Genomic DNA, 15,775 nt, shown 5'->3' with positions numbered 1-15,775 from the left:
TTCGCATAGGTTTAATAATGTAGTAGTGATTAACTTGAAAAGCGCTCCCTGTCAGGAGCGCTTTTCTGTTTTATATTAAGTGCTGATGATGAATTAAATACTAATGATTGAGCTAATCTAACGGCAAAGTATTATGTTTGATTATTTATTAATTTTTTAAACTTCACATATCTACTTTTAAAGCCTATGTCATTACAAAAGTCTCTGGAAGAACACTTTGCGGCCTTTAAAAAGCAAACGGTAGGAGATAATTTCTCCATAAAAACTGTCTACGGAAATCAGAAATTATTGTATGCCGATTGGATTGCCAGTGGCAGGTTGTACGCACCTATAGAAGATGTAATGATGAATACCATCGGTCCGATGGTGGCAAATACTCACTCGTTCAGTAGTGAAACAGGCAAGGCCTCTACTTATGCCTATAAACATGCCAGAGAGATTATTAAGCAACATGTTAATGCCAATAAAAATGATGTCTTAGTGACTACAGGTTCTGGTATGACCGCTGCCGTGGTCAAACTACAAAGAATTGTAGGATTGAGGATGTCATATAAAAAAGATATTGTGCCAGAGGAAGAAAGGCCAGTAGTTTTTATTACCCACATGGAGCATCACTCTAATCAAGTTTCTTGGATGGAGACTATTGCTGATGTTGTGATTTTGCCTCCTGATGACAGGTTGTTGGTTTCTCCTGAAATTCTTAATGATTATGTGTCTCAGTATGCTAATCGAAAATTAAAAATTGGAGCTTTTACAGCATGTTCTAATGTTACAGGTATTGTAACTCCATACCATGAAATGGCAGCCATTATGCATAAACATGGCGGTTATTGTTTTGTAGATTTTGCAGCCTCAGCTCCTTATGTAAACATTAATATGCATCCTGAAAAGGAAGAAGAAAAGCTTGATGCTGTTCTTTTTTCACCACATAAATTTTTAGGGGGGCCTGGGTCTTGTGGGGTTTTAGTGTTTGACAGAGCCCTTTATGGCGTAGATTGTCCTGATTTTCCAGGAGGAGGCAATGTGAAGTGGACTAACCCTTGGGGAGAGTACAGTTATTTTGATGATATAGAGACCAAAGAAGATGGCGGTACTCCTGGGTTTTTACAGGCAATGAGGGCGGCTTTAAGTATTCGGTTAAAGGAGCAAATGGGCGTAGATAATATTCATGCACGTGAAAAGGAGTTGCTTGAAGTTTGTTTTGAAAGCTTTAATGCCATTGACGGAGTTTTTGTGCTTGGTGCACAGGATGTTGATCGTGTGGGGTGCGTTTCGTTCGGTATTGAAGGGATTCACTATAACCTCGTGGTACGTCTTTTAAATGATAGGTTTGGTATACAAGTGCGTGGAGGATGGTCTTGCGCCAGTACTTATGGCCATCATTTGTTTAATATAGATAAGGCTGCTTCAAAGGCATTGATGGCCGACTTAGAAAATAAGAATTTGTCTAATAAACCAGGTTGGGTTCGATTATCTCTACATCCAACGCTTAGTAATGCGGAGCTGAATTATATCTGCGATGCCGTTGCCCAGATCGCGAATAACTTTAAGGATTGGCAAAAGGATTATATTTACAATACTACAACCAATGAGTTTGATTGCATCAATCAAACTGATGATGTGATTGTATCACATGTAAAAAATTGGTTTACTTTATAATGTGATAAGGAATCAAAAGTGCATGGAGTATTTCATGCACTTATATGTTGAGTTAGAAGATTATTGTGTTTTTGGGGCTACCTTCATTGAAGGGCAAAATTCCATTTGAAAGTTGTTCTTCTGTGATTTTTTTTACATTTTCAGAATTAAAAGTGAAGAAAAGAATTTGATTAGCAAACTTTTTTTGAAGTGGGTCAAATCCAAAATGTATGTTTTCAATATCATTTTTATGTAGGACTTCTGGTTTCCAAAAGGTTATATCAATATCGAATGATTTATTCTTCCATTTTGCTAATTGCTCGCATAAATAAATAACTCCACTTAAATCGATCAATTTGTTCGATGTAGTGTTTTCAAAAATGTAAATGGAAATATCAACAGATGTCTTTTCTGTGGTGTTGTTCATTAATTGTTCATAATCAACTACCTGATTTGGGTGGTGGCTATGAAAATAAGAGTATATAGTTGTTGATGAATTGACATTTGAATAATGTTGTTTTAACACCTTTTGAATTTTATTATTCAATTGAAAAGAGTTAATCTTTTGAGGATAATTGTCATCCAAATTACTTCCATCTTTAGAGTAAGTTCCATCTATAAAAATTTCTCTATTCTTTTTTAATTCAGCCCTATATTGATGATAGTTTAAAGCAAATACGAAATGGTTAATGGTTACATCAAACTCTTCATTGTATCTCTCAAAAAGCTGTTTTTCGATATCTTTATCACTGAGTTTGGGCATGGAGCAGGATGTTAATATGGTTATTAATAATAGTATTGAAAATGTTTTCATTTTGAGGATTTAAATTGTCTTTGTAGATTAATCCAATTTTGCTCTACTATCTTTTGGGCTTCTATAAATTTTTGATTTGATTTTTCACCAAGCTCGAGCCATTCTCTTTCTGCAGTCTCACTTATTTTTGAATACAATTTCGATGTTTCTTGGTATACTTCTATTGTTATAATCACTGCCTTTAGTGGGGTTTGTAAAGATTTACCGAGAATCCACCTAATCGGTTCAGCTACTTTGCGTTGATCTTGGTATGGGTAGCTGTCATATTTTTTTACTGTTGCAGGTCTGTTAATTTTTACGTCTTTGTAATCGACTTCAGCCATGCCATTATCTTCCCTGAGACATTCATAGTGCTCCGACATAAAGGCTAGCGAGCTATGAGCATCACTAAAGCTTTCTAATGCTTTGGTAGTTGTATTACTTATATTGCCCATGCTTTGCTTAATATTATTGATGTGTTTTTCTAGGGTTTTTAGATCTTTTTGTATATCACTATAGTTTTTGAAAATATTCCATGAAGTAACAGATTTGATCGCATTAACTTGCAATCTATGAGATGTTAATTGTCCTTTTGATATATTATTTAATAGCTCATTGGTGTACGTACCTAATTCTGTTAATAAAGTAATTACGTTTAAATGTTTGCCATAATCATGTTCAAATATAGGCCCTGGTAGGCTGGCTTCTCCTGCTTTGTCCACTACATCACCGGTAACAATGTGATGTGTTACATTTGGCCTTTCACCTTCAGGAATGTTATTGAACTTATCTACAGCTTTCTGATCTATACCAGGAGATTGGAAAGTGGCTATATTGGCGACATTAGGGGCGTAGTATACCGCAATTTGTTGTGCTACCGCTGCTCCTAAGCTGTGACCAGTAAGGTCTACTTTTCCTTTTGCATCATTAAAAATGGTTTTGATTAGGTCTCTATTTAATTGAATTTGATTCCATCCTACCGATTGGCCTTCCATATCGGAATAAAATGTCCATAAGGCTTCAGGGGTGCTGTCAGGGAGTGTGCCTCGAATAGCCACTATAGGATTTTTGTTGGAGTTAGCGGTAGGGTGGATCAATAAGGCTTGGAAGCCTTGTTTGGCTCCTTGAGAGGCTCCGTACCATTTGATTTTTGCAGAGTATCCGTTGTTTTTTAGGGCGTCAGCCTCTTGAGGAGTCAAATCACTACCCTCTGGTTTATACACCAAATGATGGGCTGCAAATTCGTAGATAGATTGCTGCGGAGCTATTTTATCTAATTCTTCTTGGTCGTTTTGCCGTTGTATAACTTTATTTTGAACGGTGTTAAGAGCTGTTGCTGATGATTTTTCATAGGTCTTGCCTTCAGCTATGGCTAATCCCTTTTCATCTGCTTCTTTTTCTAGATGATCTTCATTGTTTACATTAACACCTTTCTTTTGTGTAGTGGTGTTTACTCTTCCTTCACTTTGCTGAGCTACATGTGTCAATTCATGACCTATGAGTTCTTGTCCACTTTTAGTTTCAGGGTTAAATTGACCTGGAGCAAAATGTATGTCTTTACCTTGTGTAAATGCTAAGGCTCCTAAATCTGGGGCTTTCTTAGAATTGGTGTGTACATTTACTGATGACACATCTTTACCTAGTACCTGTTGTGCATTTTGCAAAAAGGCTTTAGGAAGTATGGAAGAATTATTGGAATTACCTGCGGAGTTTGTGCTGTTAGTAGCTTCTTTGAATTGTGCGGGGGCACTTCGCATTGTAGGCGGTATAGGGTTAGCTCTTGTAGGTTTATTGTTGGTCGCATCACCTCCCATGAGTGTGGTTCTTGATAACCGGTCATGTTCCCCTGCTGTCATTTGCATAGGATGGTGGTTATTATTTACTAGGTCATGCTTCCTATCCTGGTTACTCTTTTCCATACGCTTTCACCAATTATAATTAATGTAATAATAGTGAATAAAGCCCAGTTAGCAATATTTTAAATAAAAATATTTATATATAAGAGGGTGCCCTACTGGGGCGCCCTCTTATGTTGAATCAATCAGTTGGGGGACTTAGTGCTTATAAAATTTATAAGTGCCTGTATCTCCAACTATTTTCAGTAGATATAGACCGGGTTTTAAATGGTTGATATCTATTAATGTCTGGTTGTTGCTATCTGATTTTACAGAAAGAACTTTATGTCCATTCATTGAATAAACCTGAATCATGTCGCCTTCCTTAAGATCTCCTGAGTGGAAGGTTAAGTTAGTCGCTGCTGGGTTTGGATAAATGCCACCTGTGGTGCTGATTTCGTTAGAAGCTAATCTTGCTGCTTGCGCAACAACACCCCAGTTGAATATTTCCCATTCGCCTGCAGTAGCTCTGCTGCAGTTCATAGAAGTTTCACCATTTTCAGAGCTTACATATAAATTGTTACCTCCTTTTAGGGAGATGCCATTGTCTAATGTTTCCCAAGTGAAGCTTGTTGAAGCATTAATGGTTGTTCCATTACAGTACATAGGAGACGTAGTAGTTACATATAAACCATTACTACCCTGAAGTGCTACTAGGCCATTGCCAGCATCTACTACAGTGAAGTTTTCCCAGCCCGCAGCGGCAGCACGGTTAGCGATCATAGGATTTTCGCCATTTTCAGAAGACACATAAAGCCCATTGTTTGCTTGTAGCCAGATTAGGCTTCCTATTGGGGCTTCGCTGGTGCTATCTTCATCATCACTATCTCCATCATTGTTGCTTGTACATGAAATTCCGCATACGGTAAATTCAAATAAAGAAAAGCCATAGTCATGAAGTTTATTTGTTGCATACATAGCTACATATCTTCCACAGCCTGAAAGACCAGTGATGTTGTCTGTTCTTGCTTCATCAGCTTTACCTGTTTGAGTGGAGATGATAGTCCAATCTGCACTATTAGGGTCAGGAGTAGAGTTTGTGTTCGAAACCATTAAATAATAGCTCTCTGCAGATGCTCTTTCCCATATTAATGTAGCTTCATTGATATCATAAGATTCTCCTAAGTCAAGTTTGATCCATTGAGGAAGACTGAATTCAGAGCTCCATCTTGTGCCTACGTCACCATCAATGGCATTGGCTGCTGCAAATGCTCCTTCTTGTGAAGATGCAGTCGCTTCTGTCACCGCTAAACCTGAACATGTGGTAGGGGTGGATGAAATGGTAACTTTCACCTCGTCAGACCCCGAAAGCTGATCATTGTCGATAGCAGTTAACCTGAATACATATGTTCCGTCTGTGAGTCCATTAACTTCAGTAGTGGCACTGGCAGCGGAAACTATGTTGGCGGCAGGTCCAGAAACCTGGGTCCAGGCGTAAGAAACAATAGTGCCATCATCGGTAGCACTTCCTGTAAGTGTAGTGCTGGTGGCTGCTGTTAATGTTTGATCAGCTCCTGCATTTACCGAAGGAGCTTGCACAGGATTGTCTCCTAGCTTAGAATTGTAGTACTGTTTTGCTCCAATGGTTACTGTTTGAATAACTGCACCGTTATAATATACATTTACATCCTGACTTGAGCTGGTGTAGTTATATATTAAAACTGATATTTCTCCATTAGCATCTTTAAATACGCCTCCAGTGGCTAAACTTGTGTGGTAACCTTCTGCGGGTAAGCCATAAGTAAGGTTAGCATTAGCGATGTAGTAATTGGTAGCTGAGTTCACAGATGTTCCCCAATCGCCACCTTCCTGATCTATAAGGTTATCTAAAGTAGTCGCTACATATGCAGGGTCATATGAGTTGATGTAGTTGAGATGATAGCCACCTAAATATGCTCCCATTTCAGCAATGTTATCGTAGTAATTAGTGCTTGGGAATTCTCCAAACTCAACTCTGTCTTGTAGCATCGATTCGAAATCGTTTTTCGCTAATGCTGGATCTTTTCCTAAATAATAGCTGTAGAAGAAATCACAAGGTACGGCCTGAATACCGAAAGCCCACGCAGGGTCGCCATCAAAGAAAGTGGCCATAGCCATATTGTTGGCTTTTAATATTCCTACATAATCGAAAGCGTAAGCAGAAGGCATATCTTCATGTCTGTCGAACCAATATGTTTCAGCGCTAATTCCTTCTAGCATAAAGCCTGTGGCTCCAAGGCTTAGAAGCTCGTCATCTTCTAAAGCCATACCTAATAAGTACATTCCAAACCACGAGTGTGTAGCTTCTGAAGTGGATTCTTGGTTGTTACCGTCACCTCCATTACCAACACCACCGGCCCAGCTATGGCCTGCATATGGGTCAAAGTTTCTTAAGAAAGGCTCTTTGTCATCATCGTTTACACCGTATCTTTTCCAGTTGGCGTAAGACTTAGCAATTCTTTTGATCATTTCTCCGTATTCATTTTTGAATTGCTCATCAACCATCATTAGGCGAGCAGCTCCTACTATAAAGTAGCCGAAGTGGAAATGCAAATCATTGAAAGCTTGTGATCCAAAACCAACTGGATAGCCAATAAGTGCACCAAACTGCGGATAGTCAGCGAAGAAGTAACTTCCTTTAGAAGCTTCCGAGGGCTGATAGGTTAGCCAATTTTCAAACTCTGATTTTATATTGTTTTTAATGGTTTCAAAACCAGGGTGACCAAGTTCCTTAGCCATTAGCATAATGTTGGACTCTTCTCCAAATCCTTTAGCGTATGTGTTGCCATTGTAATCTTCAGAAACATTGATTTTTGCAGATAAAAGGTCGTTTAACCTTTGTGTTTTAGCTGCATTGAGGTTTAGTGGCTTTGCGAGGTAAGGAGGCATGCCGCCAAAGTCATAGCTAATGGTAATGTTGCTTCCTTGTGCTGTTTTCATTAAACCGTTCATTGTTTGGTACTCCGCTCCGGGCACTGTAGTGTAGCCAGAGGTGTTTCTCCAATGATGAGGTAATAATGCTAATAAAGTTTCACCATCAGCTGCTCCAGTTTCGTAGTTGGACACATCTAATTTAAATGAAGTCTCTATCTTACCTGCTTCTTGGTTGTAATTCCAGCCAAATGTAGTTTTGGTTACTTTGTTTCTTGCTAATGCATCGTAATCAGAAATTAAAGATGTATTAGGTATTACAGAAATCACAAGATACTGTGGTGCCGATGCCGGTATTTGTGGTACAAAATTACCAGCTGGCGACTTAGCGAATGTAGTACCGTTTGGAGCATGTATACCAAATAATTTCCCATCTACATTAACAACAATTGTATTGCCATTATAAGGGAAAGTATTGATAGCCTGACCGGAAGCTGAGTAAATTTCTTCTGGCGTACTACTTGTTTCAATTAATGGATTTACCTCTTTTAAATCAATAAAAGTGTAAGGAATACCATGGTAAGATGATACATCCATGTAGTGCGCTTGGTCATCTTCTAATCGGAATACTAATCCTAAATCAGACCAATCGTAAGCCTTGGCATCTTGTGGCCAGAAGCTGTTAGAAAAGGAGCTGCTCACTTCTTCTTTATTACTGAAAACGATGTTGTCACACAAAGTGAATCCCCATCCACCAGAAGAAGCATCAACAATTCTAATTTGAGCAGTTTGTCCAATATAATCACTAACATCAAACTTTTTCCAAACCATTTCAGCGCTGCTTGCACCAGTTTCGGCTAATACTCTATTGCCATTAATATATAGACCTATATAATTAAGGTCTATGTCGCTACCTCCTCCAAATAAGAAATGGATATAGTTTTTGGTAATAGTAAAGTCAGGTGAGGTAAGTGTCACCTGAGGAGCATCACCGTTAAAAGTGTTGATAAATCGGTCTCCTAAGAACCCGTTAGGGGTTGGTGACTGCTCAAAATCAGCCAATGAAACGGGGCCAGGATATGGCGGATTGTCCGATACTGACCAGCCTGTAGGGTATGAGGCTGATTCAAAATCTGCGAAAATCTCTGTATCCCCTGATTGTTCGGGTTCAACCGACCCTTTTACTGTAATACTAGTTCCCATAGTTACAGAAAGGCCACGTGCATCAAACATACTGAAGCTTGTAGGAACAGATACTTTTACTCCGTTAGAAGTGCCTTGCACTCTATGCGGGTATGCTTCTAAATTTCCAGTGTATTGTTCGAAGATCGTGGCAGTCCACCAGTCGTTGGTGGGAATAGCATCTGCCTGCTTGTTTTCGTGAATGTGCCATGGCCAGCCGTCTCTTAACTGGCGATAAGTCATTCCATAATATGCGCCTTCGTCCCATACGGCTTCGGGTGGTGCGTCAGCATAACTGCCGGATCCTAGGCTCACTGGGTTTTGCGCATTGGCATTCGTGAATAAAAAGAATGCTAACAGTAACAATAGATGTCCTGATTTTCTCATTCTAATTTGGGTTAAGGTTAAAAATTGTTTTAGCTCACAAGCTACAATTAGGAACTGGTTGAACTTTTAGGGATAAAGAGATTGTAGTAGTGAAATTATTATGGTGCAAAGAACTAAATATTTGACATTATAACTAAACTAATTCCGACAAGCCTGTCATTATATACTATAAATGGAGGTCAATTGTATTTGTGGGGACGGTAGCTTATATGTATGTGGTGATGAATTGATTTTGTACAAAGTGTAAAGGGTGTAATTATCTTATTTCATGTTTTTTTTGATAATTAACCCTATTAGGATAAGCTTACTTGAATATCTGTAGATCTTCTACGTGCTGGGTGCGTAATCGATTGTATAATTCTCTGTAGTATATAACAAAATTGTAAATGATAATTTGTAGTAAGTGAAAATGCCGATTGGCGCATTTAAACCTATATTTTGTAGGGAATGAGAAACTATTACGGTATGTAATTTAATAGGTGAATTCTGTTGATTTTTTACTCAAATTTATTTTTACATATTTTTTTGATGTGCCTGCTTCATTAGTCTTCACTTTATTTTATGGAAATCAACGAAGCTGTCTTATTATGCCTCGAAAATTAAGAATTACTTGCCTAATGGATACCTGCTGAAATAATATTCATATTATGAGGTTGATGTAGTAAAATAAATTCAGGCATGATGTGTTTTCTTGCGACTTATCGTTAGGGATTCTTGGTGAAATCCATTGATTTTTCCTTAACGGGTTGTGTTATTTTTATGAAAAATCGATAGATAATTCTTTGTTTAATTATATAGATGTAACTGTGCTGTAAATCAGATTGCTATAAAAAATGCCTTCCACCAATTCGGTTTTAATCAAATTGTTATCAGTTTTTTTATACAAACAGGTTTAGTGATGTGATTTTTGTACAGAGATTATTACAATTGCTCGTTATGCATACTGTCACTCGAAACGTTTGCAGTTTAATTTTACAGTATTAATTTATATAATTAAGCTCAAAATATTACATGAAAATAATCTGTAATGTTAATGAATTGTTACTGCCGTGTTTTTATTTGGTTGATAGTATTTTTAAAAACTTGCTATATAATTTTAAGAATTATCATTATATGCAGTATAAAATACTTCAAGTGTGTATATTTTTATGTTTCTAAAAAGTTTCGAAATTATAATGGAAAAATTTAAAAATGTTTTTTAGTAAAAATATTACATATGTGCTTTATAACTTTTAAAGTGAATGCAGCTTTGTTTTTTTTCAGTTTGATTTGTTGCAGAACTAATTTAAAAAATTACTTAAACCTAAACGCCAATGGTTCTTCAAGTAAATACCCCACATAACCGCAGAGGTACACTCTGGAAGTTTAACCCTATTTCCTTCTATCATCAGTCGGTCTTTGTCTGATGATGTATTATCTCTGAAAGAATTTTAATGGCTGTTTTGTAGCAATTCATATCAACTTTGTCCCCACAAAGTAATTGTAGCATTGCTTCAACGATGAATTATTATAGGGCATCCGTTTAGAATTAATCGGTAAAAATGCGATGATCTTTTCTTTATAGCATGAGCCGCTATTTATAGCGAAGGTCATCGCTGTATCTACTGGTTTCCTTTCAGTTAATCGATTTAGGACTTTCGTCCATTTAAACTTCTTTATAGTAACCTTTACCCCTATATCCTTATGTCAGAGCAATACAAGGATTCTTTATCTATTTCAGATAATGATATGGCAGTTATTGGTATGTCATGTCGTTTTCCCGGAGCTAATAACTATTCTGAATTCTGGAACAATCTCACCAATGGTAAATTCAGTGTAACCGAAATACCTGCCGATAGGTGGGATTGGAAAGATTACTATGGTGACCCCATGAAAGAGGCTAATAAGTCTAATAGCAAATGGGGAGGCTTTATAAAAGACATTGATAAGTTCGATGCTTTATTTTTCAATATTTCACCTAAAGAGGCGATTTACATCGACCCTCAGCACCGAATATTTTTAGAGGCAGCGTGGCATACGATTGAAGATGCTGGCTATAGCACCGAAAGCTTAAGTGGAAAAAAAGTAGGTGTGTACGTGGGTGTGTCTAAAAATGACTACGCAGAAATGTTACAGTCTACCCACCAAGAGATAAGCCCATTTGTGTCTACAGGTACTGTACATAGTATCCTGGCCAACAGGCTCTCTTTCTTGCTAAACCTGAAAGGTAAGAGCGAGGTGGTGGATACTGCATGTTCAAGTTCATTGGTAGCATTGCACAATGCTATTCGTGATATTAGAATGGGCTACTGCGAAAGTGCCATTGTGGGAGGAGTTAATGCTCTGATTACTCCTACCATGTATCTTTCGCATGGCAAATCCGGAATGCTGTCTTCAGAAGGAAAATGTAAAACTTTTGATGAGAAATCTGACGGTTATGTTAGAGGTGAAGGAGTTGGCTGTATATTTATCAAGCCATTAAAAAAGGCGTTGGAAGATAAGGACAATGTTATTGGCGTTATAAAAGGTACGGCAGTTAACCATAACGGAAGGTCTAATTCTCTGACTTCTCCAAGTGCCATTGCTCAGTCTGAAGTAATTAACCTCGCATTAAACGATGGAGGTGTTGCAGCAGAGCACATCAGTTATGTAGAGGCCCATGGTACAGCCACGCCACTTGGTGATCCTATAGAAATTAATGGATTAAAAAGGGTATTCAAAAATGAAGCCTCAGGAGAAAGAACAGTAGTTGTAGGTTCTGTAAAAACTAACATAGGGCACCTAGAAAGTGCGGCAGGTATGGCAGGTATGATTAAGGTATTGCTAGCCATGAAGCATAAGCAGATACCCGAAATCCTCCATTTCAATAACCTAAACCCATATATAGATTTAAAAAATACTCCATTCAAAATTGCCAATGAGCGAAAAGACTGGAAAACATTGGCTCCGCAGGGCATTCCTTTAACTGCGGGCGTAAGTTCTTTTGGTATGGGAGGTGTGAACGGCCACGTGATACTTCAGGAGTTTGAAAACATGGAGGCTGAGCATGAGGATAATAAATCTTATGTGTTTCCGATATCTGCTCGTACTGAAAAGCAGTTAAAAGTTTATATCAAAAACATTGCTGATTTTCTTAGCAGCGAACAAAACGTAAGCTTAAGAAAGCTAGCTTATACATTACAGACTGGCCGTGATGCTTTAAATCATAGAGCAATATTTGAGGCGGCAACCATTGACGAGCTGACAAAGAAATTATTAGCTTTTTCTTCTAAAAAGGAAAACCATGCTAGTGTTCAATCAGCAGCACTTCAGGTGTGGCTCAGAGGCGAGGCATATGACTGGGAGTGGCAAGGAGAAGTGCCACATAAAATGGCATTGCCTGGCTACCCGTTTGAGAGAAGAGAGTGCTGGATTAGCCGCACGGCATTAAAAGAATCGTATTTACTGCACCATGGTGAAAATAAGCTAAGTGCCTTAAATGCATCATTTGATCAGACTAGTGAAAATGCTGTATTAAAAGCATTTGCCTCTAATGCCAATGATTATCAATATACCTTAACTCCTGACGATTACTTTGTAAGAGATCATATCGTTCAAGGAACAAGCTTGCTACCAGGTGTGGCCTATATGGAGTTGGCTCGTGCTGTAGCAAGAACTAAAAGTCAACAGCAAATAGTAGAGGTTAGAGATGCCTTCTGGATGCAACCTGTTAAGGTACATGATAGTGAAGTGCCATTATCAGTAAAGCTCAACGCTGAAGATGGGCATCATAAATATGAAATATTGTCCTCTGCAGGTACTCATGCCACCGGTATTACCGTAACAGGAGCTGTGGAAAAATCTAGCCGGAAATTAAACTTGGAAATGATCAAATCCAGGTTCAGTAAGGGCAAAGATAAGGCCTCTATTTATGAACAATTTGAACTGGAAGGGCTCAAATATTTAAATACATTTCAAATAATAGATGAAGGTTTTTTCAATGCTGATGAAGCCTTTTGTCGTTTAAAAATACAACCTACTAACCCTGCTTCAGGAGGTATTTGGGAGCCATCTTTACTTGATGGTGTTTTCCAAACTGTGGTAGGCTTATGCATTTGGGGTAATGTCAATTACACAGGTCAGTTGCTGCCATTTTACTTAAAAAGTGTAAAATGTTATGGTACTGTACCTGCTAATTGCTACGCTTATGTTCGTAAGTCCGCTGCATATGCTGACGGAAATAAGTTTGCTTTCGATATGTTCTTGTGTGATGAAAATGGAACCATTATATTAGAATTTACAGAGTTCGTAAAGCGTAATTACGAATCTGATGAAAAGGCTGCGGAGGCTAAAGAAGAGCCAATTGAAATGCTGCATTATACTTCAGCATGGGTTGAGCGCAACCTTGGAGTTAAAGCTACTAACCCTAAGTCAGTAGTTATTTTTGATGATCAAGATACGGTATTTCAAGCAGTACAATCTGCACTGCCTTTTACAAAAGTAATTTTAGTAAAACAGGGGCAAGGTTTTGAGAAAGTAATTGCGGATCAGTATACCGTTAACCCTCAAGATAAAGCTTCTTATCAACAATTATTCAAGTCACTGGCCAGTGAAAATGTTCAGTTAGAGACTTTAGTATATAACTGGAGTTTGCAACAAAAGTCAGCGATAGAAGATAACCTTACGGACGTATATTCACTGCTATTCTTAACTCAGGCATTAATTACAAGCCACAATAAGGATAAGGTAAAGCTTTTATATTTCCATGAGTATAATGATACTTTCCAGAGTGCCATGCAACGTATGCCTGGCGGTTATGCTCGTACTTTGTATTATGAAAATCCGGCTTTATCATACGTAACTGTAGGTATTGAAGACCTTACGGCCGTTGATTTAGGTCATATTACCACTGAAGAAGTGACTCGCTATGCTATGGCGCCACTTCGCGAAGTGCTATACAGCAAAGCTGGCCGTGCAGAAAAGGTGATCGTGCCAGGAGAGCAACCTGCTGAAGGTAAATCTTTAGTAAAGAATAACGGTGTTTATTTGATTACCGGAGGGGCAGGAGGACTGGGGATGGTGTTCGCCAGTTATTTATCTGAAAAATATAAGGCCACAGTTGCTCTAACCGGGAGAAGACCTAAAAATGCTGATATAGACGATAAAATCAGCCAAATAAATGCTTTGGGTGGAGAGGCCATCTACTATCAGGCCGATGTATCTGATCACTTAGCAGTGGCTAATGTTATTAATGATTTAGCCAATAAAGGCAAAACACTTAATGGAATAATACATGCAGCGGGGCTTATTGAAGACTCGTTCATTATCAATAAAAAACTAGACTCTTTCAAGAGAGTAGTGGCACCTAAAGTGCCTGGTGCTATCAACTTAGATGAGTGCACTAAAAATCAAAACCTTGATTTCTTTATAGTATTCTCTTCTATTGCTTCGCTGATGCCAAACCAAGGGCAATGCGATTATGCTTCTGCCAATAGCTTCTTAGATCATTTTATGGAAGTGCGCAACAATTTACGCGCGAAAGGCCAACGTAGTGGAGTAAGCTTAGCGATCAACTGGCCACTTTGGGAAAATGGCGGTATTACTGTTGATGAGCATGAGAAAGAGCATCTTTGGGAAGTATTTGGGATGAAACCAATGCAAAACAAAGAAGCGCTGGAAGGTTTCGAGTATATTCTCAATACACAAGCAGAAACTTCAGTAAACCAAATAGTGCTTATTGAAGGCATAAGAAGTAAGATCGAACACTTCTTAAACGCGGAAAGAGATGTTACTCCTATCAATTTTGAAGTTGAAAATGTTCAAGTAAATGATGCTTCTGCTGAGGCCGTAATTGCTTCGTTGATAGCTTCTATTTCACCTAATGCTCAAATCAGCAATAAAGTTACTTTTAAAGATTTGGGTCTTGATTCTGTAGGAATGGTCACTTTCTCTAAAAAGCTAAGTGAAATGGCTGGAGAGGAAATCAACCCTACTATATTCTTTGACTTTAATACAATAGATAAACTGGCGGCTTACCTGAAAGAGGAAGGTGTTACACTTTCTGGAGGATCAGTGAAGACGTCAAATAATTATACTCCACCAACTTCATTGGTAGATGCTGATAGGTCTGATGCTGGTAGCTTACACTTTAGAAAGCGATTTAGCAATGAAGAGTTTTATCAGCAAGACCATGTGGTGGATGAAATGTTTAATGTGCCTGGTGCGTGTTATATTGAGATGGCACGCCAAGCAGTTAGTTTGCTAGACATACAGCCAAAAAGGTTGGTGAATAACTACTGGCCAGAAGTATGTTCATCCCCTGGACCGGCTATAGATACCGACATCAATCTTGTAGAAAAGGATGGTGGTTTTGATTATGAAATAAGCAGTAAAAATACCAAAGGCCAGCGTGTGGTGCACGCTATGGGTGAAGTAGATCTCACTTATGAGGCCGTTGATTTAGGCAAAATTGATATTCAGACTATACAGTCGAGGTTAACACAGCCTGTGCCGAGAGATGAAGTTTATGCTTCCATTATCGCTGAAGGTTTGCATGTGGGACCGTCATTTATGCCTATGCTCGATATTGCTATCACGCAAAAGGAAGCGTTAGGACATTTAAGGCTACCAGATCACGTTTCTGAAACCTATAATGAATATATATTACACCCAAGTTTGCTTACAGGTGTATTTCAAACAGCACTTATCAACAATAGGCCGCAAGGAATTGATGAAACAAAATACATTCCGGTAGCTATTGATGAAATTATTGTATTGGGAGCTATCCCGTATGAGTTTTATGTACATACCGAAATTCATGAGTCTAACCTAAGAACTACAGGCATAAAGAAATTTGATGCCACAGTTACTGACATGGAAGGTAATGTGATAGTGAAATTATTCGGTTTCTCTATCCGTGAAATTTCTGGTAAAGCCCAAAATACATCACAGCCAAAGAAAAAACGAGAGGCTGGTGCTACTGACCTTAACACTGAAAAAGTAGAAAACCTATTAAAAGAGCTTTTGAGCGATGGAATAGGTATAGAGCCAGAAGAGTTAGATGCAGAAGCCT

The 15,775-nt window shown here is 38.3% G+C and carries 5 protein-coding genes (1 of these 5 cut by a window edge); 2 read left to right on the top strand and 3 right to left on the bottom strand.

Annotated elements, in window-relative coordinates:
• The first annotated feature begins 186 nt into the window (after nucleotides 1–186).
• Entirely contained in the window at nucleotides 187–1,659 is a 1,473-nt protein-coding gene (locus ACXACQ_RS02315) for an aminotransferase class V-fold PLP-dependent enzyme (RefSeq protein ID WP_474974307.1), read from the top strand.
• A 52-nt stretch (nucleotides 1,660–1,711) separates the two neighbouring features.
• On the opposite strand, the gene ACXACQ_RS02310 is transcribed toward ACXACQ_RS02315, so the two are convergent.
• The 3 genes from ACXACQ_RS02310 to ACXACQ_RS02300 form a co-directional block, all read right to left on the bottom strand.
• A complete protein-coding gene (locus ACXACQ_RS02310) occupies nucleotides 1,712–2,401 on the bottom strand; it encodes a hypothetical protein (RefSeq protein ID WP_474974306.1) in 690 nt (229 codons plus the stop codon).
• Between the two features lie 47 nt (nucleotides 2,402–2,448).
• Nucleotides 2,449–4,350, bottom strand: a complete 1,902-nt coding sequence (locus tag ACXACQ_RS02305) for an eCIS core domain-containing protein (RefSeq protein ID WP_474974305.1) — start codon at nucleotides 4,348–4,350, stop codon at nucleotides 2,449–2,451.
• Between the two features lie 135 nt (nucleotides 4,351–4,485).
• Entirely contained in the window at nucleotides 4,486–8,745 is a 4,260-nt protein-coding gene (locus ACXACQ_RS02300) for a glycosyl hydrolase (protein ID WP_474974304.1), read from the bottom strand.
• 1,683 nt (nucleotides 8,746–10,428) lie between these two features.
• Between ACXACQ_RS02300 and ACXACQ_RS02295 the strand changes: the two genes are divergently transcribed.
• Nucleotides 10,429–15,775, top strand: the 5' end (the start) of a protein-coding gene (locus ACXACQ_RS02295; RefSeq protein ID WP_474974303.1) for an SDR family NAD(P)-dependent oxidoreductase. 26,048 nt of this gene lie beyond the right edge of the window; 5,347 of the gene's 31,395 nt are visible here — the first part of the coding sequence; the start codon lies at nucleotides 10,429–10,431; the stop codon falls past the right edge of the window.

It is taken from the genome of Fulvivirga sp. AWR4_260 (genome assembly GCF_056158185.1).
Note: the sequence above shows the minus strand (reverse complement) of the source record. Positions and strands in the feature narration are given on the sequence as shown.